General features: G+C 56.4%; 14 protein-coding genes. 7 read left to right on the top strand and 7 right to left on the bottom strand.

Annotated elements, in window-relative coordinates; all coding sequences use genetic code 11:
* Positions 1-1423 precede the first annotated feature (1423 nt).
* A complete protein-coding gene (locus CGZ80_RS04815) occupies positions 1424-2011 on the bottom strand; it encodes a hypothetical protein (protein WP_094411917.1) in 588 nt (195 codons plus the stop codon).
* Between the two features lie 208 nt (positions 2012-2219).
* Here CGZ80_RS04815 and CGZ80_RS04810 point away from each other — a divergent pair, with 208 nt between their 5' ends.
* Genes CGZ80_RS04810 through CGZ80_RS04795 form a run of 4 tightly spaced genes read left to right on the top strand, consistent with a single transcriptional unit; the run spans position 2220 to position 8332 of the window.
* Entirely contained in the window at positions 2220-2858 is a 639-nt protein-coding gene (locus tag CGZ80_RS04810; protein WP_233148234.1) for a DUF6677 family protein, read from the top strand.
* Positions 2855-3046, top strand: coding sequence for a hypothetical protein (locus tag CGZ80_RS04805; RefSeq protein WP_094411915.1), 192 nt, complete (start codon positions 2855-2857; stop codon positions 3044-3046). Before CGZ80_RS04810 ends, CGZ80_RS04805 begins: the two co-directional genes overlap by 4 nt.
* Positions 3046-4395 (top strand): Trk system potassium transporter TrkA, encoded by a 1350-nt coding sequence (gene trkA, locus CGZ80_RS04800; protein WP_094411913.1) that lies wholly within the window; start codon positions 3046-3048, stop codon positions 4393-4395. Before CGZ80_RS04805 ends, trkA begins: the two co-directional genes overlap by 1 nt.
* Positions 4396-4429: 34 nt before the next feature.
* Positions 4430-8332 carry a hydantoinase B/oxoprolinase family protein gene (locus CGZ80_RS04795; RefSeq protein ID WP_094411911.1) on the top strand — a complete coding sequence of 1301 codons (3903 nt, stop codon included), beginning with the start codon at positions 4430-4432 and terminating at the stop codon, positions 8330-8332.
* A gap of 22 nt (positions 8333-8354) precedes the next feature.
* Here CGZ80_RS04795 and CGZ80_RS04790 read toward each other — a convergent pair whose 3' ends face one another.
* The 6 genes from CGZ80_RS04790 to CGZ80_RS04765 form a co-directional block, all read right to left on the bottom strand.
* Positions 8355-9929: a hypothetical protein gene (locus CGZ80_RS04790; protein WP_094411909.1), complete on the bottom strand. Its 1575-nt coding sequence runs from the start codon at positions 9927-9929 to the stop codon at positions 8355-8357.
* A gap of 97 nt (positions 9930-10026) precedes the next feature.
* On the bottom strand, positions 10027-10953 hold the full coding sequence (locus CGZ80_RS04785) for a type III pantothenate kinase (RefSeq protein ID WP_094411907.1): 927 nt from the start codon (positions 10951-10953) through the stop codon (positions 10027-10029).
* Positions 10950-12146, bottom strand: coding sequence for a GTPase ObgE (gene obgE / locus CGZ80_RS04780; protein WP_094411905.1), 1197 nt, complete (start codon positions 12144-12146; stop codon positions 10950-10952). Before obgE ends, CGZ80_RS04785 begins: the two co-directional genes overlap by 4 nt.
* A 78-nt stretch (positions 12147-12224) precedes the next feature.
* Positions 12225-12785, bottom strand: coding sequence for a DinB family protein (locus CGZ80_RS04775; protein ID WP_094411903.1), 561 nt, complete (start codon positions 12783-12785; stop codon positions 12225-12227).
* On the bottom strand, positions 12785-13600 hold the full coding sequence (locus CGZ80_RS04770; protein WP_094411930.1) for an alpha/beta hydrolase: 816 nt from the start codon (positions 13598-13600) through the stop codon (positions 12785-12787). Before CGZ80_RS04770 ends, CGZ80_RS04775 begins: the two co-directional genes overlap by 1 nt.
* Before the next feature lie 180 nt (positions 13601-13780).
* Positions 13781-14989 (bottom strand): type II secretion system protein, encoded by a 1209-nt coding sequence (locus CGZ80_RS04765; RefSeq protein ID WP_158222557.1) that lies wholly within the window; start codon positions 14987-14989, stop codon positions 13781-13783.
* Between the two features lie 361 nt (positions 14990-15350).
* On the opposite strand from CGZ80_RS04765, the gene CGZ80_RS04760 reads away from it, so the two are divergent.
* From CGZ80_RS04760 to CGZ80_RS04750, 3 genes are all read left to right on the top strand, one after another.
* Entirely contained in the window at positions 15351-16667 is a 1317-nt protein-coding gene (locus CGZ80_RS04760; protein WP_233148233.1) for a phenylacetate--CoA ligase family protein, read from the top strand.
* A 173-nt stretch (positions 16668-16840) separates the two neighbouring features.
* The gene (locus tag CGZ80_RS04755; protein WP_094411899.1) at positions 16841-19633 is read left to right on the top strand and encodes a tetratricopeptide repeat protein; all 2793 of its coding nucleotides are present in this window, start codon (positions 16841-16843) and stop codon (positions 19631-19633) included.
* Positions 19634-19835: 202 nt separating this feature from the next.
* Complete coding sequence (locus CGZ80_RS04750; RefSeq protein WP_094411897.1) at positions 19836-21800, top strand: YXWGXW repeat-containing protein; 1965 nt, start codon at positions 19836-19838, stop codon at positions 21798-21800.
* Position 21801 lies beyond the last annotated feature (1 nt).

The raw sequence follows: 21801 nt of genomic DNA, 5'->3' as shown, positions 1-21801 counted from the left end.
CATTCACGCTGCGCTAATGGCAACGGTCTCCGCGAACAATTGAAAACAGAGTGTTCGAATTGCGAGGCGACCAGAGCAGCTCGGGCCGATCAATCGCGAACCACAACTTCCGTGCCGAACAGTATTGTGTCAGGTACCTTTTTCGCAAACTGGGCAACATCGCTGGGGAGTAAGAAACGCGTTCTTGGCGTCCAGAGGTCCGCTGCGCGCAAAAACAAACCCGGCGGCGCGAGGGGCACCACCGGGTTCGTCGTGTATTGCTAGATGCGATTGAATCGCAGCAGCTTAGATATTGGTATCAGCGTCAGCAGCTGGTGCTGGCGGAGCGTCGCTAGCCGAAGCTTCTTCAGCTGGAGCAACTTCAGCTGCTTCGACGACGGTTTCGCCACCGCAAGCGGCACAAGGTGCAGCTTCGCCGCAAGCGCTGCAAGGAGCAGCTACTTCGCAGCAAGGAGCTGGGGCTGGTTCGCAGCAAACTGGTGCTGGCTCGCAGCAGGTAGGTTCTGGAGCGCAGCAGCTCTTACGAGCTTTCAGCTTTGCACACAGACGAGCGAACAATTTAGGGCGGCTGCTTCCGCAGCAGCTAGGTGCTGGCTCGCAGCAAGGAGCTGGTGCTGGTTCGCAGCAAACTGGTGCTGGTGCTGGTTCGCAGCAAACAGGAGCTGGTTCGCAGCAGGTTGGCTCTGGAGCGCAGCAATCTGACGCGTGACGAGCTTTCAATTTTGCGAGCAGTCCGCCGCCACAAGCTTTTTGAGCGTGCAGCTTCGAGAACAGTCCACCACCACAGTTGCCAGCGTAAGCCGACGTTGCATTCATGGAGAGAGCCGCACCAACAACAAGTGCGAACGCGGCAATCCCGCTGACCACATTCCGATTCATCGTAATCTCCCAAGTGTTTCGGAGTTTTAGGTGCGATCCCTCTACGCACACGATTTCAAGTCCAGAAGCCCCTTTATGGGCTCCCCCGTAGGATCCAGCATCGGCGACCATCGCCGAAACTTCCGAACACGCAAGATAGGTGTTTTGCGGAGCTTTTGCGGCCCACGTGATTTCGACGATAAAGTAGCTTTGGGCACACGCGTGTCAATCACACGAAACGGCGAAAGCGCGCAGAAAAGTAGGCCGCCCGGGGCGGTCCACAAGGTTTTGGTGATTCCCTGGCTGGCGGATCAGAAATGCCAGGAAATTCCGTAAGTGCCGTTTACCGTTCGCTTAACGGCAAACTACTGACTAGATTTTAGATACCCCTTCATGGGGGAATTGAGGCACTTTGTCGCGGACCTTAGCCTAGTTGATGGTGCGCCAACACGACAGAAAAGATTGCCTATTTTCTCGAGATTTATCAGGGAGCACCGGTCATTTTGCTGCAACCGGCGCCATCGGACGCCGGATTTCGCGTTCAAGGAACGAGCACCATCGATCGTTATCGCGTGGTGGATTCGCCCGCTTGTTCGATCGCCGACAACCGGGCGTTGATTGCGTCCCCGTTTTCGAAATCGAATTCCAGCGGGTCCAATCCGTCACCTTGATCCACGTGGAAACCACTGATTCGCCATCCGGCGGCTTCGTTTCGTAGCGTCCAGACAACTTCGTATTGCGTGCTCTGTCCGCTAACAGAATCGGGTTCGCGCAAATAGGTTTGCACCCAAACGCGATCTTTTTGATCTGGAACGGGAAAGGCTTGCCGGACTTCGAAGGTGGTGTCAGGCGAGCCGGGCAATTGCAAAGGACGACCGATACGGACCATCTCTTGTTTGGCGATGGTAGTCAGCAGGTCGTTTGCCGCTTCACCGTCACCCCCGCGTCGCATGCGATCGAGGAATTGGCTAACGACTTCGATCGGTTCTACTTGATCAGACTTGGCGGCCGGTACCGGCTGCTTTTCGGGAGCTTTGGCAACGGGTTGCTCGGCAGAGCCGCCACAACCTGTTGTGAACAAGCCTAGGGCGACTGTCGCCAAGATCGGGCCTGCGAAAACGAAGAATCGACCGTTAGATTGCGTACCGTCCATGAGTTCGGATTGGCGAGAGTAGTGAAGCAGAGCAAATCGACAAAGCGTCCGATACCAACTCGTGTGCCCCCGGGTCAACCTCGGCTGTCTCCATCGGCAGAAAAGACTCGACTATCGCTTGCCGGCCGTTTCTAGCAAAATGCGGGTCAAATCAATGCGCCACACCCGTCAAAACAACGAACAACAATTGACCGCGAGGTCCTACTGAATGTCGAACAGCGGAACCGTGATTCAAGTCGACGACCAAAAGATCGACTTGAAGAACCGTAGATTGGCCGCCTTCTTGGCGTGGTTGTTGCCGGGGGCCGGACATTATTACCAAGGCCGACATACCAAAGGCAGCTTGTATCTGGTCTGCATCTTGACCACTTGGATCGTCGGATTCGCACTCGGTGGAGGCCATGTCGTTTACGCATCATGGCAACCGGGTGACAAACGCTGGCATTACTTCTTGCAAGCCGGTGTGGGTGCTGCGGCGCTGCCGGCATTGGTGCAAGGCAACCACATGCGTAAAGCGACCGAGAATGGTCGGACGCGTCCCGGTTACCAACCGTTGTGGGGCGGATTTATGGCACCACCGTACCGCCCGGTGGTCGAAGATCATCCCGACGAAATTGCCGCGTGGTACGCGCAATATGGCGCCGGATATGAGATGGGAACGTGGTACACGATGATTGCAGGATTGTTGAACATCCTTGTAATTTACGATGCCTATTCCGGCCCACTTTCGGTTCCGATCAGCGGACGCAAGAAGAAGGATGACGAGGACGAACCGGCCGAAGCGGCGTCCGGAGATCAAGCCGACACGAAAGTCGCGAGCACCAACGGGGCGGAGGCGAACGCATGATTTCGATCGGGCCAACCTATCTGCTGTACTATGTTCCTTTGATCGTCTCGATCTCGCTGGTCTTCGGCGCGACGCGCCACGAAGACACTCAAACGATTTTGAAGCATGCGTTTTACACCGCACGCTGGGTGACAGGATTTATGTTCGTCATCTTTATTGTCCTCTTGATGCTTAACTGGATGCTGTAGTGCGTGTTTTAACGCTGGGCGCAGGAACGGTCGGTCACTGGATCGCGGATGTACTCTGCCGACGTCGTCACGACGTGACGGTCATCGACACCGATGCCGAACGGGTCCGACAGATCGACAGCGAATTGGACGTGCGTGCGATCCACGGCAACGCGGCACACAGTTCCGTCTTGTTTCAAGCCGACGTCTTGAGTGCCGACATCTGCTTGGCGGTGACCGGCAACGATGAAGCCAATGTCGTCAGCGCGAGCATGGCGAAAGCCCTCGGCGCCCGCCGCAGCATCGCCCGTGTTTACGCCCCAGTCTTTCGCGAAGCCAGCACGTTTGATTACCAAACGCACTTCGGGATCGACTCACTGCTGTCGCTGGAGCAGTTAAGCGCATTCGAATTGGTACGTGCGATCCGCAATCCCGACGCGATCCCGCTGGAACACTTTGCTCGCGGCCACCTAGAAGTCTACGAGGTCGAAGTCGAGTCCAAAGCGAGCGCCGTCGGTGTGCGTCTGCGCGAACTGAACCTACCGGGCAACGTTCGCATCGGTTCGATCCAACGCGATGGCAAAATGTGGATTGCCAGTGCCGAAGACGAAATTCATGCGGGCGACCGTGTGTCGATGATCGGCATTCCAACGGACCTCAACAAAAGCCGTTCGAAATTCGCGTCGGTTTCGCGGCGTGCCAAACGACAGACGGTTTTGATCGCAGGTGGTGGCGAAATCGGATTCCACTTGGCCCGTGCTCTGCCATCGTCAGATTACCGGACAACGATCCTAGAATACGATGCCCGGCGCTGTGACCAACTGGCAAAGCTGCTTCCTGATATCACGATTGTTAACGCGAGCGCCAACAACCGCAGTGTCCTGGAAGACGAAGGCGGTGGTGCCGCTGATTACTTCGTGGCCTGCACTGGCGGCGACGAAAGCAACATCATGGCTTGCGTGGAAGCTCGCGAATTGGGTGCCCGCCGAGTGATGGCGGTCGTCGGACGGCCTGACTATGCGAACGTCGTCGGCAAACTTGGCATCGACCATGTCGTCAGTGAACGCGATACAGCCGCTCGGCAGATCCTTGGCTTTCTGAACGAGGGGCCGATCATCAGTCACCGCCGCCTGCCAAATGGCAACATCGGCGTCTACGAATTGGAAGTCGTCGAAGGAACTCGCGTTACCGAAGCCACATTGGCAGATCTGCCACTGGCCGGACGCTGCCTGATTACCGCGATCCAGCGTGACAGCTTCATCCGCGTCCCCATGGCATCGGATCAACTCAAAGCCGGCGATATTGTCGTCGCCCTCGTCGATCAACAGCACGCCACCGATTGCATCTCTCTCTTCGGCGGCCGCAGCTGAACAACAACCGGCTGCCCAACCAACCGTCAATGGCATGAAAGAACAAGCACCGCTTTTCGTATGCGCCGACGTCGGCGGAACGTTCACCGATTGCATCGTCGTCCAAGCCGGAAATGCGAATCCAGGGCCAGAAGCGACTCCGGACCTTCGAAGCATCAAAGTCCTATCGACGGGTTTGATCCGCTGCGAAGGCACACTCGGCCCCGACGACAATGCAACCCTGACTCTTCCCGACGAACTGCTATGTGGTTTGCCGGGTCATCGTCTGCCCGACCGGTTCTTTGCTGGTGCCAAACTATCCGAGTTGGTCTCCGGCATCCGTCACTCCATCGGCACAATCCGCGAGTACCACGCCGCGTCAGGACAGGTTTCGATCCAACCAGCCAAAGAGGCTGACGCTGTTGACGGTGATCATCTCCGTCAATTCGAAATTGACTGTGGCTTAGAGGCACCCGTACTGGCAACACGCCTGCTACTCGGCATTCCCATCGAACAACGATTGCCGCCGATGGTTGCCCGCGTCGGAACCACCAAAGGCACCAATGCGTTGCTCACCCGCACCGGCGCTAACACCGCATTGGTCATCAACGAAGGCTTCGGTGATGTACTGCTGATTGGCGAGCAAGATCGCGAAGAACTGTTTGACCTTTCATTTAACAAACCGGTTCCCTTGGCGGAAAACGTGATCGAAGTCCGCGGACGTTTGGATGCCGCAGGAAACGTACTCGCGGAACTGAACGAAGACGAAATCCGCAAAGCGTTGCACTTGATGCGGCGGCGTGGTGTGGAAGCGATTGCGATTTGCTTGATGCATTCATACGTCAATGACTCACAAGAGCAGCGGATCGAAACGATCGCCCGTGAAGTCGGCTTTCGCCATGTCAGCCGCTCCAGTGAAGTCGCTCCGCTGATCAAGTTGGTCTCGCGTGCAGAAACCACGACGCTCGACGCGTATCTGAATCCGATCCTATCTGACTATGTTCGTCGTGTGGCGACACAGTTCGGGCGTTCGACATGCGAACTGCAAATGATGACCAGCGGCGGCAACTTGGTCGCCGCCGACCAGTTTCGCGGTCGGGATAGCGTCCTGTCTGGACCGGCGGGCGGTGTCGTCGGATTGCAGTTTGTCTCACAAAGCAACCACTTAGACTTGGCGATCGGTTTGGACATGGGTGGGACCAGCACCGATGTCAGCCGCTTTGACGGGCAGGTCGGTCGGCGATACGTGTCGAAGGTCGCGGGCGTGCGTGTGATGACGTCGATGATGGATATCCACACGGTTGCTGCCGGGGGCGGATCGATTTGCGATTTCATCGGTGGTCGATTGGAAGTTGGCCCCGCCAGCGCCGGAGCTTCGCCAGGACCGGCTTGTTATGGCAGCGGCGGCCCACTGACGGTTACCGACATTAACTTGCTGCTCGGCCGATTGTCGATTGAACGATTTCCGTTCCCACTCTCAATCGATGCTTCCCAAGAACGCCTGGAACACGTCGCCGGCAAAATGCCAAACACCGGGCAATCCGTCGAGGCACTCGCCGAAGGATTCTTGGATATCGCCGTCACGCACATGGCAGAAGCCGTTCGCGCGATCACGACCGCGCGCGGCGTTCCGCTGGAAGACCATGCCTTGGTTGGGTTTGGCGGTGCTGCGGCACAACACTTATGCCGCGTCGCCGAATCTCTAGGGATCCAAACGATCCTTGACCATCCGTTTGGCAGTGTCCTGAGTGCTGTGGGAATCGGCGTCGCACCACAAGGAACGATCGAGACGGTTGGGCTTTACGAAAACGTCGATCAAGTCGATGCCACGCAAGTCGCCGCGACGGCGCATACATTGGCAAAAGGCAATGCCGAGACGCTACAACGTTCTGTCGATGAAGTCACCCATCACTACGAAGCCGATCTTCGCTATGCCGGAACCGATGCGACGATCCCGTTGTCAATTGACGGATTTGGCGAATCAGATTGCAAAGGACTGATCGAGCGATTCCATCAACAACACCGGGCACGCTATGGATACGACCGCCATGACCGGGCCGTCCAGTGGGTCAGCCTGCGCTGTGAAAGCCAGACGTCCGAGGATGGACTGCGAAAGCACTTTGCGACAACCGCCGCACGCGTAAACGGCAACGCAGCCAAACAACACACACAGGTCTACCATCGCGGTGAATGGCAAGAATTCCGGCTGATCGATCGCGAACGCTTGCTCCCCGGGGACAAGATCGATCCCAAAACGGTTATTGTCAGTGACCAGACGACTTTAATTGTCGAACCCGATTGGCAAGGTGAAGTGACAGCCGACGGCTCGGTCAGATTGAACTGGAGCCCGATCAAAAAGGCAGACACGGAATCATCGACCAGTGAAATGGTACAGATGGAGATCGCGGCTCGACGTTTGCAAAGTATCGCCGATTCGATGGGAGAAGTTCTGCGACGAACCGCAATCAGCGTGAACGTGAAAGAACGTTTGGATTTCAGCTGCGCGATCTTTCGTGGTGACGGAACGCTCATCGCCAACGCGCCGCACGTTCCCGTTCACCTGGGCGCGATGGGACACACCGTCAAACACTTGGCCGCAACGTTCCCAGACATGGCTGACGGCGATTGCTATGTGTCGAATGATCCCTATGCGGGCGGATCTCACCTGCCGGATGTGACACTGGTTTCGCCTGTTTACTGTGATGAGCAAACCAGACGTGGCAAGCCAGATTTCTTTGTCGCCAGCCGAGCACATCATGCCGAAATCGGCGGACTTACTCCAGGGTCGATGCCGCCAAACGCCAAGAACTTGGCTCAGGAAGGTGTCTTGATTCGAGCCTTTGCGCTGGTCAAAAACGGCGAGAGCTTTGAAAATGAACTTGCCGAACTGCTCGGCTCAGGTACCTATCCGTCGCGAAACGTCGGCGAAAACATCGCGGACCTGCGGGCCCAAATTGCCGCCGGACAAGAAGGCGCTCGCTTGCTGAAACAGATGACGACAGAAATCGGCGCGGGACGGCTTGAACGTTTAGTCGAACGCTTGCTCGATGTCGCCGAAGACGCAGTGATAGCCTGGATCAAAAAACTGCCCGAAGACGAACTGCACTTCGAAGACACTCTCGATGACGGCACCAAGATCGCGGTGACGCTGCGACGCGAAGCGAGCCAACTGGTCATCGACTTTACTGGCACCGCGGGTGTTCACCCGGGTGCATTTAACGCGACACGATCGATCGTCAATTCGGTGGTGCTGTATGTGATGCGATGCTTCTGTGAATCGAACTTGCCACTTTGCGATGGTGCGCTGCGGCCGATTGAACTGATCATCCCGCCGGGATTGCTGGACCCACCGTCGAATCCTGATCCGGCGAAATGCCCGGCAGTGGTCGCCGGCAACGTCGAAACCAGCATGCGTATCGTCGACGTGCTGTTAGGCGCGATCGGTTCGACGCGATCCGACGCACCGGTGTTCCGTGCCGTCGCGGCCAGCCAGGGAACGATGAACAACGTGCTCTTCGGCGACGAGCGTTTTGGGTACTACGAAACGATCGGTGGTGGCGCCGGGGCGAGCGTGTTTGGCCCGGGTGCCGATGGGGTTCACACGCATATGACCAACACACGAATCACCGATGCCGAGGTACTGGAATCACGTCTGCCTATCCGCTTGCGTGAATTTTCAATTCGACGCGGAAGTGGCGGGCTAGGCAAACAGCGCGGCGGAGATGGCTTGGTTCGCGAATTCGAATTCTTAAAGCCGTTGACGGTGTCACTGATCACGAACCGGCGCACGACGCAGCCGTACGGTGTGTTTGGCGGTGCGGATGGTGTTTCCGGACGCAACCTCTTGATTCAAGGCGACACCGCCACTGAACTCGCGTCTTCGGTGACAATCGATGTCCAGACCGGTGATCGGCTGCGGATCGAAACACCTGGCGGTGGTGGCTGGGGGCAAGCCTGATCAGAACGCAAGCAGGCCACGCCTACTTGGCAAGCAACTCTTTTGCGACCTTGATCAAGTTCGCCGAGTCGAGGTCTTTCAATTGACCGTCAACACTTTCCAGCTGCACCCAAGCGTCTTTTCGATAATCATCGTTGGTTGACGGATGGATCAATCGGTATAGCGACAAGGCAGCTTTCACATCGGAAAGCTCGTGATTAAGCGTTTTCGACGCGAGGACCGTCACCAATGCCGGCGGCAAGGTGTCGATCGTATACTGTTTATTTTTCCTGTCGTACTGAACAGTCAGCGAACTGGCGCTGGCTTGTACCACGATCACGGGAAAACCTTCGACGACATCAAACGTGTTGCCGGTCTTTAAAGACTGCAGACCACGGACGATCCCGCCCCGGTAGTAACTCGCCAGATCGGCGATGTCGTAGAGCGTCGAAACTCGCTTGCCCTGATCGCCGGGCAAGTTTTGTTTCAGCAATCGATCCGCTTCGGGCTTCATCTTGTCCCAGTTAGCGTCCTTGATTAGCTGCTCCAATGACGCAATCGCTTCGCCTTGATCAGCCGATGCCATTTCGGTTGCGGGAGGCGATGATGCCATTGCCAGATTTGGCATCGCTTCCTCGGGCATTGTCGGTTCCGTCATCGATGGGTCTGACATCGGCTGCTGCCCCATCATTGGTTGACTAGCGGGCGTGTCCGACGGCGGGGTAAATTTGCTTGGCTGGCGAGGGACTGCACTTGCGATCCCGCTGCTGGGCGCGGCCGCCATAACGCCGTCCGATTTCGCCCTCGGATCACGTGCTGCATTTGAGTCGTTTGGCTGCGAAACGACATAGCCACCATCGGTGGTTCGTGCGAGCTGAATCGGCTTGTCGTCTAAGAACCTGAGCATCAAGTAAATGATGCCGCCGATCATTGCCAAAACCAGGACACCGAACATCAGCATTCCAGTGTTCTTGCGTTTTCGCCTTCTGCCCGGTGTGGCCTTCGGTGGTGCCCAACCGACGGACTGAGGCATGACGACGGGTTCCGCCTGCACGGCAACCTGCGGCTGTGTGGGCAGCCCCGGAATTGTGGTCGATGCGACCGGTGCGGGCGTGGGAACAGACGGTGACGCCTGCGCAGACGGAGGTGTTCCAAGTGGTGGCGTGCCGGGCGGCGGGGCGCCGAGTGGCGGGAGCCCCAGCACGGCGGCGGCTTGATTCGGGACCGGTTGTCCGGACGGAGCGGGTGCAGATTGCGACGAGATCGGATTGGACTTGGGCAGCAAATCTGCAAGCGGGTCAGCAACCGGATTTGCTACCGCGACGTCTGCAGGCGGTTTCGGCGCGGCAGCAGCCAACAACTTGGCATCAAGCTCGCGTTTCTTATCGGGATCCTCCAGCACCTGCCGAGCCGCTTCGGCCAACTTCAATGCTTGCTTCCAACTTTGCGGCGGTGCCGAATCTCGCGTGCCCCTGAGATTTCTGTAGGCGTTTCGAATTGCCGATTTGACCCGCTCGAGGTCTTGCTCACCAGATTCCAGTCCAAACACCTGATAGGCGTTCGGCTTTGTCACATCGGGACTGAGCGGCAGGAGGTCAGAGATCTTGATGGAAGACATTCGTCAGAAGCTATCGGTATTCGCTTACTACCCGGTTGAGTCGCCGAATTTGAGCGTCTTACAGGATCGCGGCCTGGGAGGCAGCCGCACCCACCCATCATAGCGGCGACGCAGAGTCGAGGGACTTTCGTCCTGCTAAGTCTAAAATGCCCTGACAGACCAAATTGTGCTTCACAATGTGAGAAATTCTCAAATCTCTAGAAATCAATTCCGCATCGCCGCCGGAAATGACTACAGCGATTTTTCCGCCGCCTGAAACGCCGATTTCGTGACTACCCATCCGATTGGCGGCAAACGCCGAATAGTCACCCGCGAGCCGTTCGATCGCACCGCTGATCGCTGACAGGACCCCCAACCGTATGGCCGCTTCGGTCTCGCGTGCGGGCGCCGAGAACGGCTGTTGCATCGAATCGCTGCTCACAGCAGTCGAGTCATTCGGTGGCGCGGTCCGGGGCAGGTTTTCGGTTCCGCCGGCCAATGCCGCGTGCTGCATCCGCACCCCCGGCATGATCGCACCGCCGTGAAAAATCGGATCGCCGCCAAGCTCACCTGCCGGCGTGACCAAATCGATCGTGACCGCCGAGCCCGAGTCCACGACAACTGCACCGCGGGGCAGATGCCTTGTCGCCGCATGAGCACTTAGCAAGCGATCGATCCCGACACGCTTTGGGAATTGCACATCGATATGAAGTGGAACGTCTTGATAGGTTAGCTCGTTCCAAACTCCCTTTCCAAGCTGTTGCTCCAACTCCACGCGGACGGGTTCGCTGATCGATCGATTAACGGTGGACACCCAAAACGCGACTTCACGATCGTTGCACAACGGACGCAGCCAGCCGAGCAAATCGGTGACGATCGATGCGTCACGCCCCCAATCGCCATGTTGCGGACCAATCGCAAACGACTTGGTAATCCAGTCACTCGTCTCACGCTCGATCTTTCGCCCAAGCGATTGTTTCGAGACGCATGCTTTGACAGCCGAATTACCGATATCGAGCGCGACCGGAATGCCCCTCACCGTCACGACGACGCTCCCGAACCTGAATCACCCGATCCGGATTGGCCCTCCGCCGACGAAGCGTTCGGTTCGTCAAAGTCTTTTGCCTGGAGGTCGTTGGAAAGCTGAGCGGTCGGCCCAGCCAAGTGTGGCGGCAAGCGTCGTTTGCGTTTGGGTTGTGCCTCGGTTTGCTGAACTTCCAAAGGCTTGCCCGCTTCCAGCAATTCAGCGCGACGACGCTGGACATGAACCATGATCTCTTCTTGAAGTTCGCTTAAGCCTTCGCCAGTCAACGAACTGATCAGGAACACCTTTTTGCCGGTCGTTTCCCGCAATTGCTCGGCGACTTCGCTGGCGTTTTCGAGCTCACATTTCGTCACCGCGAGGACTTCGTCACGCTGTCCAAGCGACTCGTCATAAAGCGCCAGTTCGCTGCGGATGGCGTTATAGTTTTCCAGCGGTTCGGTTTGGTCGGTTGGCTCTGGTTCGACCAAGTGCACCAACAAACCGGCGCGTTCGACGTGTCGCAAGAACTCGTGCCCCAACCCGACACCGTCACTGGCGCCTTCGATCAAACCGGGGATGTCGGCGAGGACGAATGAGCGGACTTCGTCAAGTTCGACGATCCCGAGGTTGGGATGCTTGGTCGTGAACGGGTAATCGGCGATTTCAGGTCGAGCCGCCGTGATACGACTGAGCAGCGTGCTCTTGCCGGCGTTTGGCTTTCCGACCAAGCCAACGTCAGCGATCGACTTCAGTTCCAAGATGACCGATCGAGCCTCGCCTTCTTCGCCACGAGTGAATTCGCGTGGGGCTTGGTTGGTTGCCGATTTGTAGTGCGCGTTGCCTTTCCCGCCGCGTCCGCCACGGGCAACGACGAACGAGTCGCCATGCAGCGTCAGGTCTTTGATCACAAAGCCTTGTTCGGCATCGATCACGGTTGTTCCCGGCGGAACATACAGGGTCTGGTCATTGCCACGACGGCCGTGTCGCATTGAACCCTGACCAGGCTGGCCTTTCGGCGCATGATAAAAACGGCGATTCGCGTAGGCGGCCAACGAATTGACGCCCAACTTGGCTTCCAGGATCAGACTTCCGCCGTGCCCGCCGTCGCCCCCGTCCGGGCCACCACGGGGAACGTATTTTTCGCGGCGCATGCTGGAGCAGCCATCGCCGCCCTTGCCGGCATGAAGATCAATTTGAACGCGGTCAACAAACATGGTGATCGTAACTTTGTGTTTTGAATGGGAGAGGACGGTCGGTCGATCCGCGAAACGTGTTTTGACCGGAAAAACGAATCACTCTACCAAGTCAGGTGTTCTTTTCGCAGTGACCTCGCACCGCTTTTCAATGATTTCGAAGTGGTGCTGCAGGTGTCCCGCCGCCAACCAGGCCAGCACACGGACGGTCACCCGATGCCCCGATGCGGTGCCCGAGCAGTCCCAGGCGGTAGGCACGAGACGTCCCAACAGTTCCAAATTGGCTTTGCGAAGTTCGCCCAACTCAGTGATCAGCCGGGAAAAAATCCCCAGCCCAAACCGGCTGTCCGCCGAAACGTTTTCGTCCCACCCCGGCAGGTCCGGTTGGCTGCCGTCGGCGAGGCACATCATCCGATAGCCAAACATTCGCTCCGCATTGACACAGTGCTCGAATACCTGGCGAATCGTCCAGCTGTACGGCGCGTGGACTTTGTCGACTTGCTCGGTGCTGATGCTGCCGGCGAGGTCGCAAATCCAGTACAGCTGATTACCAAGCGTTTCGATCGCGCATTCGCCGGGCACCCGATCGATCAGTTGTCCGTGGATTTCAAAATCGAATTCGCTGGGTTGCGGGCGGCGGCTGGCAATTCGGCCTTTCATTACGCTTGGTCCTTGGCGCTGGGAAGCTGTTTCAACATCATCGCGGTCGTTTCGACGGAATACTCGTCGATCGTGTGGGGACCGTAGAACGAATGGAACTCCAAATCGACTTCGGCCGCTTTCAACAAGTCACGCAAACGCTCGGCCGAGCTAAACGGCAGAATCGGGTCGACCGTTCCGTGAGCTTGGAATACCCGCGTTTGCTCCAACCGGCCGGTCGCGGCTGCCCATTGAGGCTGGCAGACGACGGTCCCCGAAAACTGGAACAACTGATCCGGCGCCGGAATGTCGCCGCGCAGTGCGGTATCCATCGTCAGCATAGCGCCTTGGGAAAATCCGCCGATCGCCAGCGGGATCTTTGCAGCGGGTTTCCCCAGTCGCTTACCGAGCTGTTCCTGCGCCGCGTGAATCAGGCTGGAAAGCTGATTGCGTGCCTGATCGAGCCCCGGCGGCGTTTCGCGGTGTAATTGCTCGAAACGCTGGGCCTGAACCGCTTCCATCATCCGAGCCATGTTCAGCGGCCACCAAGCACGGCCCGTCGGCATTCCGAATTCGGCCAAGCTCAACGGGGCGATCGGACACAAAAACCACAACTGTTTTGCCGTTTCGCCCAGCAATTGCACCCAGCTTTGCGCGACCCCAACCATGTCTGATCCGGGAGCCCCGTAACCGTGACAGAGCACGACGATCGCCGATGGCACGGCACCGCCCCCCTCCGATGTGTCGGAAACAACATCCGCGGGTGTGGATTGGAGGGACGGATCAATCGAAAAACAATCGAGCGATCCGAGCCGGATCTGCTGGGGGTACATCATCTCGCCGACCATAACTTGTCTGGACTCACCAAAGAATCGGAGAGTCTAACTAGACAGGGCTGCGGCGAGTAGGCTCGATCAATACCCGTGAGGTCACATCGCCTATCGGGCAAATCGGCTCTCTGGATTATCGCACAGGCCAAATTATCGCACAGGCCAATCCTGGCTCAATTGACAGGCCTAGTTAACTGGGCCGTCGGATTTAAGCGAGTAGAAGCTCGCCAACTTCGTTTTATCCGCTTCGACTTTGGGGCTCGTCCAGACGATGTCGCCGCTTGGCAACTCGAACCCGTTATTGATGTACTGGTCATTGTTGGCATCAACGAGTTGCTGGACCGACCCGTCAGCCATGAGGCAATTCGCAATCCGGATGTGCAGCGGCATGATCCCACGGTAATCCTGGCGAGTGAAAGCGTTCCACTGCATGTACCAACCGTCGGGACCGCCACGCGCCGTACCCGATGCAAACGTCGTCCCTTTCAGAGAACTGCCAGGTGTTTTCATATGATTCGGGTTGGCGACGGGATTTCCAGCAGAATCCAGGATGTCTCGGCTGCTGTAGATTGGGCCGCCAACCATCGAAGTCGCATACACGCTGCCCGACGGAATCGCACCAACGTTTGCCCGCATGTATCCCGTTGGTGTGGCATCGCAGAGCAATGGAATCGTCGACATCGGTGCGCGAGCTGTATCGACGACATCCACACGGAGCGGGCCTTTCGTAACGCCTTTTCCACGAATGTCGAAGTTACCGTCGCTGGAATCTAAGTTGCCTTCGCTGGTCAGATTCACCGCGCCGCGGACCATGAACCAGGAAGCGGCATAGTTTGTGTTGTACCCATTTTCGAGCATCTTGCGGGCGACGATCTCGCTTCGCAAAGGCGACCCCGCAGCGGCACCATCGATCAAGATCTGCCGAATCACATTCGCCACCGTCGATCCCGTGCTGTCGACAATTGACTGTTGCCCGAGCAACGGGTGCTCGAGTTTGTCGGAAGCTTCGGCGGCTGCCTCAGCCGTCAAGTCGGCGAGGGCAACGCCAAGCACCTGATCGATTGCTTTGCTGGCCTTGGCAGGATTACTGGGGCACATCATTTCGCCCGTCATAATGCCGCGTTGAACGAGGTCAGCGACCCAGCCATACTCGGTCGGAACGCCGTCACGCTTGTAGTCAAAGTTGCCGCTGCAGAAAGCCTTGTCAGGCATCGTGTTGGCACGCTGCGTCAAGCCGATTCCGAATTGGCGCAGGTTCGATTGGCAAGCTGCCGACCGCGCCGCGGCTCGAGCTTTCGTCAGCGCAGGCAACGCCATCGAAGCCAGCAGACCGATGATGGAAACGACCACCAAAAGCTCCACCAACGTAAAGCCACCGCGCGTCTGCACAGACACGCATGTAGATTGCGAAGGGATACGTTTTGGGAAAGCCGAGAGGGAACGCATAGAGCAGCCTGCAAAATGATTCGGGGAAAGGGGGAAAAATTCTTTTCGAGGCTCGCCCATAAGGTCTACGCCTACCGTCCCCCTCACAATCACAAATCAGACATCTTCACCGTTCCTTCATTGCCGCTTTTGCGTTCCCAAACAAAACTCGTCTCCTGTCCGCTAGACGACAACAGCGGCCGGCAGTCTCGCCGTTGAGAAGAACGGAAATCCTTCGTCAACAGGCGTTTCTGCGTCAGACGACCTGTCTCTGCTAAGCTGTTTACATTGCCTAAGAATCCGATCTGTTCCGCCCACCTTCGATTCGACCTTGACCACGCCCCTCGACAACGAATTTGCCCAACGCGACCTGTCCGACCACAACCTCGAGGCGTGCTGGAAACTCGAACGTCAACAGATCGAATCCATTCAGCTCAAAAGGCTAAACCGAATCCTTGCGACGGCGAAGGAGCTACCGTTTTATCGGGACCGACTTGCAGAGGTCGCCCTACCGCTGCAATCGCTTGAACAGCTTGCCGAGATACCGTTGTTGGAAAAGCATCAGATGATGCCTGCTGAAATTGGCCTAGCCGGGAAAATTTTTGGACTGCCACGTTCTCAATACGCGCGTTATCACCAAACCAGCGGCACCAGTGGATTCCCAATGCCGGTGCTGGACACGCCAACCGATTGGCAATGGTGGCTAGAGTGTTGGCGTCATGTGTTGCACGCCGCCAAAGTGACTTGTGATGATGTCGCGATGATGGCGTTTTCGTTTGGCCCCTTTATCGGTTTTTGGAGTGCCTCTGATGCGTTGGTCCAGTCCGGCGCGCTTGTGATTCCCGGCGGTGGCGTTTCCAGCGAAACACGATTGCAGATGATCCTCGATCACCAATGCACGTTGGTCTGTTGCACACCGACTTATGCGTTGCACTTGGTCGCGATCGCCGAACGCTTGGACATTGATCTCGCATCTAGCTCAGTGACGCGTTTGATCGTTGCGGGCGAACCCGGGGGCAGTCGCCCAGAGATCCGTGCTCGCATCGAAGCGGGCTGGGGCGCAAAGGTGATCGACCATAGCGGTGCGAGCGAAATCGGCGCCTGGGGATTTGGCAGCGAAGATGGATCCGGACTGCATGTGATTGAAACACAGTTCATCGCCGAACGATTGCACTTTGATTCGTCATCGCCAACAGGTCGCCCCGCGCAAGATGGCGAAGAAGCAGAGTTGGTTCTAACCGGCCTCGGCAGATGGGGCGGACCCGCGATCCGCTATCGCACGGGCGACGTGATCCGAGCCTCGGTGAATCATCCTCACCAATGCCGCTTTCTCTATCTGGATGGTGGAGTCCTTGGACGCTGCGACGACATGATGGTCGTCCGCGGCGTCAACGTATTTCCGAGCAGTATCGAATCGATTGTCCGTTCGTTCGATGCGACCACCGAGTTTCGCATGATCGTCGATAAAGTCGGCCAGATGGATACGCTGTCCCTCGAAACCGAACTCTCGCAAGATCGTTGTAAACAGCTTGCCGACCTCTTCCAAAAACGTCTCGCCATGCGTGTCGACGTCATGCCCGTCGAACAGGGAACGCTGCCACGTTTCGAAGCCAAGTCACGCCGACTGGTCGACCGACGAAAAGATTAAACGCCGGATAGGTGATTCGACAATTTATTGCGCTGTATTTTATTGCGCTGTATTGCTGCCCAAGCATGGTCGACCACCTGACGATGGCCAGACTTTTTCGACAACAAGATTGAGGGGGTCTTGTTATAGTACGGTCGATGACTATTCACTGAAAACGCAACCAAGCTTTGGATATGCAATCAAAGACGATTTGGATTCGCTCGGCCATCTTCGCGATTCTCGTTGGCCATCTCTCGGTTGACACGACTGTCCTATTCGCCCAATCCGATTCGGCAACGCCGACAAAAACAGATCGGAGTGCGGTGGTCGATCCTGAGATCCGAGATTTCTTTGAGCGATTTCAGGAAACGACGCGGAAAGAATCGGCAGACGAATTGGTCTCCTTGCTGGATATCGAATACATCTGCGAACAATCCTTGTTGAAAGCCGATGTCGAGATTCCAGATTTCTTTCGGACACAAATGCCGACCATCATCAAGCAACAGTTCCAACATTGGTTTGAACTTGCCGATGACCGTTGGTCACGCCACGAAATCGTTTATGCAAACATCGCCGAAGACGGGAATCACGCCGAAGTCCTAGTGCGAACCTGGGACCAAGATTACACAACCACGCGAACCTTCTTCGACCTTCGTCGCACCGATCAATGGCGTATCGCCGATTGGACCGATCTTTCACTCGGCCTATCGAGCCAGTGGATGATGGCTTCGGTCCTTCGCGATGGATTCAACAGCGACCAGCCCGAACACTTTCAACGGGTCTCAAAAATGGTTGTCGAAGCGATCACAGCCCTCGCGCAAAACGACCTCTCGGGATCAGCAACAGCATTGCGACAACTAATGGGTCAAGACATCCCACAAGGGATGCGAACACTGCGCTGGTGTTTTTGCTCCGCCGTCGAACTGCACGCTGATGCGACCTATGCGCTCGAATGCGTCGACAAACTCGAAGCCTATGAACCACAATCGTTGTTCAAAGAACTGGTCCGCTGCAACGCTTATCTAGAGCTCGAACAATACGAACTTGTGATCGAAGAGGGGCAGCGTTTTTTAAATCGGTTTGGCGCCGACGCCGATGCCTTCTATTCGATCGGGCTCGCTTATAAAAATCTTGGCAACACGGAGAAGGCGTTGGAGTATTTCGTCGCCGGATTGGACGATACTCCAGAGGCGTACGCCCTCGTCGAATCCTTCGCACTGACCTTGCCGGAAGACCGTAAAAATGAGTTCGTGGAACGCTTTGAGCGAATCCCCGATTACTCAGACTATGCCGAAACCCTCGCCGATGCGTTCGAAATCGAAAATGACATCGCGGCACTTCGCACCTTGATCGAATACGTCGAAAACTCACCGACCGAACTTCCCAACCAGCCTTATTACCATGCGTTAGTTCTGATCCATGACAAACAGTTTGAAGATGCGATCGGTCGATTGATCCAAGGTCGCAGCGTACTCGACGAAGATGACTACTATCTCGATTACTACAACGACCTGATCTGTGATACCGCGATCGCGATGGGGGATCCGCTGCGTGCATACGAGCTGATCGATCCAGCGACCGATGCTTTTACTTTATTGCTCGACAAACTCGAAATCCTTGCACAAAGCGACGATGCGACTGACGAACCGGCGATGGATTTTCAATCCCAGATCGAAACTCTGATCCAAACCCAAACCGAAAGGTATCCAGACGAAGTCGATACTTGGAACACACTCGGCTATCGCGAGATAACTGCCGAAAACTACGAAAAGGCAAAACAGCACTACGAAAAGGCATTGGAGCTATTTGAAAAGCAAACGGCGAACCAAGGGCCGGAGGAAAATAACGACTACGACGAGTACCTGGAAGAAGCGTTATTCTCGAATCTTGCCATCTGCCATGAAGAACTCGGAACACTGGTTGATTTTTACAACGCGGCCGAAGACAAGCCATTTGTTTATGACATGATCGCGTACAACGCCGACTATGAAGGCCAACAGTTTCAAACGATCGACGAGCTTTACCGAAAAGAATTCCCAAGCCCGATTGATGAAATCAAGCAACAGATCGCCGAAAAGGCATTCGAAAAGGCTCTCGAGATCTGTGATCAACATGTCGCCGATGAAACGTCCGACTATGCCTTCGAAGCCTTGATCTTTAAAGTGGTCTGCTTGGCTCATCTAGAACGATTCGATGACGCAATCTTAGCGGCGCGTCAGCTTGCTGATGAAGATCGGGACTTCGGCCGAGCAATCGTGTACGCAATCAAGAATGACCGCGAGCGGTTTGCAGCTGCCTTTCGACTTGCGGCACAGGCCGGATACGGCCCACTTATTTTGAAGGAATACATTGACGTTCCTGACGACTGGGACTTCATCGACGAAATCCAGCCTGCCGCGGATCAGGAATTCAATCAGTTCTTCGAAGTCCGTCGAATTGTCCTGCTACTTTCCGAACCGTTCGACATCAACGCGTACTCGGTGCATCGTGCCGCCAGCTCGCTTGGTATGGACCTTCCCACCGTTCAGCCGGACAGCCTGACCGAACGGGCTGACGAAGAAGACTACCTGTGCGAATTCCCCAACGGTGCGGTCATATTGGCTCATCAACAATCCGAATACTTCATTAACTCGGGACGAGGCCACTACCGCGGTGATCCGAAAAACCTCGTCTATCACCAGTTTGACACCGAAGTGACAAACCTGATCGATTCGCACCAAGGCTGGATCGCGATCGACATCTATCAGTGGCCACAAGCTGACGACGCCGACGTCACCACTGCGATCCCAGACGATTGCGTCAAACTGATCGCGGATTTGGGACGTGAGCTCGCCAATGGCAACGCGATCGCCGCGATTCACGAAGACTCGGCATCAATACTCGCACCGTTGCCGCCGACATTCTTCGATGATCTCATCGAACAAAAGAGTTACACGGCGTTTAAAGAAGCCGTGACCGAAACGGTCGAACCGAACGTTTCGCAGTAGCGATCTGAATCTCGATTGAAGTGAATGTGGGAGTTTTGGAACAGGCTTTGCGTTAGGTCGTACCGCAGCACCTCCGTGTAGGTGCTCGCCGCACCGGGGAGTGGTGAGCTGGTCGAAAATTGACCGATTTCTGTTGCTCACCAATGCGACTTGCCTTTTCAGAATCCGCCTGCCTCTCCAAACAATCGAGTGAGCTATCCCTATGAGACGATCCATACGCTATTCCGTCGCCTCCTTCTGTTCGGCGGCGGTGACCGGCGCTTTAGCCAGCCTGGCGACACAAACCAGTTACGCTCAGCCACCGAGTCCGCCGCAACCACCGAGTCAGCAAGCGGCCGTTCAAGCGGAAATCTCGCAAAGCCAAACGCCTGACGAAGACGACCGCGTCGAATACCTCACACGCGGTCCACTCCACGAAGCATTTGCTGAGCCATTCTCGAAGAATCCACAACCGAACCCTGTCGTCGACCAAAGTCCACCGGAACCAATCAACGAAGCACCACCGGAATACAAGCCGGATGGCAAAAACGTTCAATGGATTCCAGGTTACTGGGCTTGGGATGATGACCGCGATGACTTTATCTGGATCAGCGGACTGTGGCGCGACGTCCCACCGAATCGCCAATGGGTCCCCGGCTACTGGGAAGACACCGCCAAGGGTTTTCGCTGGGTAAGCGGTTTTTGGGCAAAGACGGGTGATCGCGAAGTCGCCTACTTGCCCGCACCGCCCGACTCGGTAGACGAAGGCCCATCCTCGCCAAGCCCCGGCGATGACTACTTTTATATTCCCGGTAGCTGGGTCTATCAAAGTAACGACTACCAGTGGCAACCAGGCTATTGGGCAGCAACACAACCGGGCTGGGTCTGGGTACCAAGCCAGTATTACTGGACGCCGCGTGGCTGCGTTTATCGCAACGGGTATTGGGACCGCGAACTCGCCTACCGCGGCATGATGTTTACCCCGGTGTACTATCGCCAAAACATCTACACGCGTCCCGGCTACTCGTATCGCCCACGATACGCGTTGGACAATACCGTTGGATTGCTGGCGAGCTTGTTCCTGCGTCCGAACTACAACCGATACTACTTTGGTAACTACTACGGCAGTGGCTACGCAAATTCGTATCTTCCTTGGGTGAGCTACGGTCAACGCAATGGTTTTTACGATCCCTTGTACTCGTACTACTCGATTCGTAACCCACAAACGCTGAACTACGCGAACCGGTATCACAACTACTTCAACAGCCATCAAGATCACCGTCCACCCAACACGCTCGCCGCGCAACGAGCATTCCTGAAATCGAATGCCAACATTGCCGGGGGACTTGGCAACGGCGGGAATCCGGGCAACGGCTTTGACGCTGGAACCCTACGAGCTGCCGCTTTTGCCGATAGCTTGACCAGTCTGGTCAACGATAAGCAATCGGATCTTAAATTGCAGCGTGTCAATTCAAACCAAATTCAACAGTTGCTAAGCGATGGTAACCCCAACAACCCACGCGAGTTTTCCAAGCGACGTCAACAATTTGAAATCACCAGCCGAAATAGCTTGGAAGGTAATCTAAACGGGAACGGACGTGGAAACGGCAACGCTTCTGCAAAAGCCACGTTGGACCTTCCAGCGATCACGTCATCTTCGGCTAACCTGAATGCCGGTGCAAACGTGAACGCCAACGGGAACTCGTCGGCAAAGCCGAATCGTCCCGACCGTCCAGAAAACAGGCCTTCGGAACGCAATGGCAGCCGGAATGGGAACGGCCTCGAGCGACCGAATTTGCCACAAAACCTCGAGCAACTTCAACGGGACGGACGCGCCCGACCACAACGTCCCAGCGACTGGCCAAAAGCAATCGATCGCTCGCAGCTTGAACGCTCGATCCCAGATACCCCGCGTCGCGGTTCGAACGGTCAATCGATCCGCTCAAGTGCTGAAAAGTCAATCCAGAATTTGGATCGACAACTAAGCCCGCGTGGAAACCAAGGTGGACAGTCGCGTGGCCAAAACGGCATTCGAGGAAATGCCGGTGGCCGCGGGCCAGCATCCGCCGTACAGGGTGCATTGAACCTTCAGAGCCAAGGTGGCTCGCGCGGTAACGGTCGCTCTCGCGGTAATGGGAATGGCGGCGGGAAAGGAAACGGAGGGGGAAAAGGCAAGGGCAAAAAATAGT

Origin of the sequence: Rhodopirellula sp. MGV, from assembly GCF_002251265.1 — a bacterium.
GTDB classification, from domain to species: Bacteria; Planctomycetota; Planctomycetia; order Pirellulales; family Pirellulaceae; genus Stieleria; species Stieleria baltica_A.
Note: the sequence above shows the minus strand (reverse complement) of the source record. Positions and strands in the feature narration are given on the sequence as shown.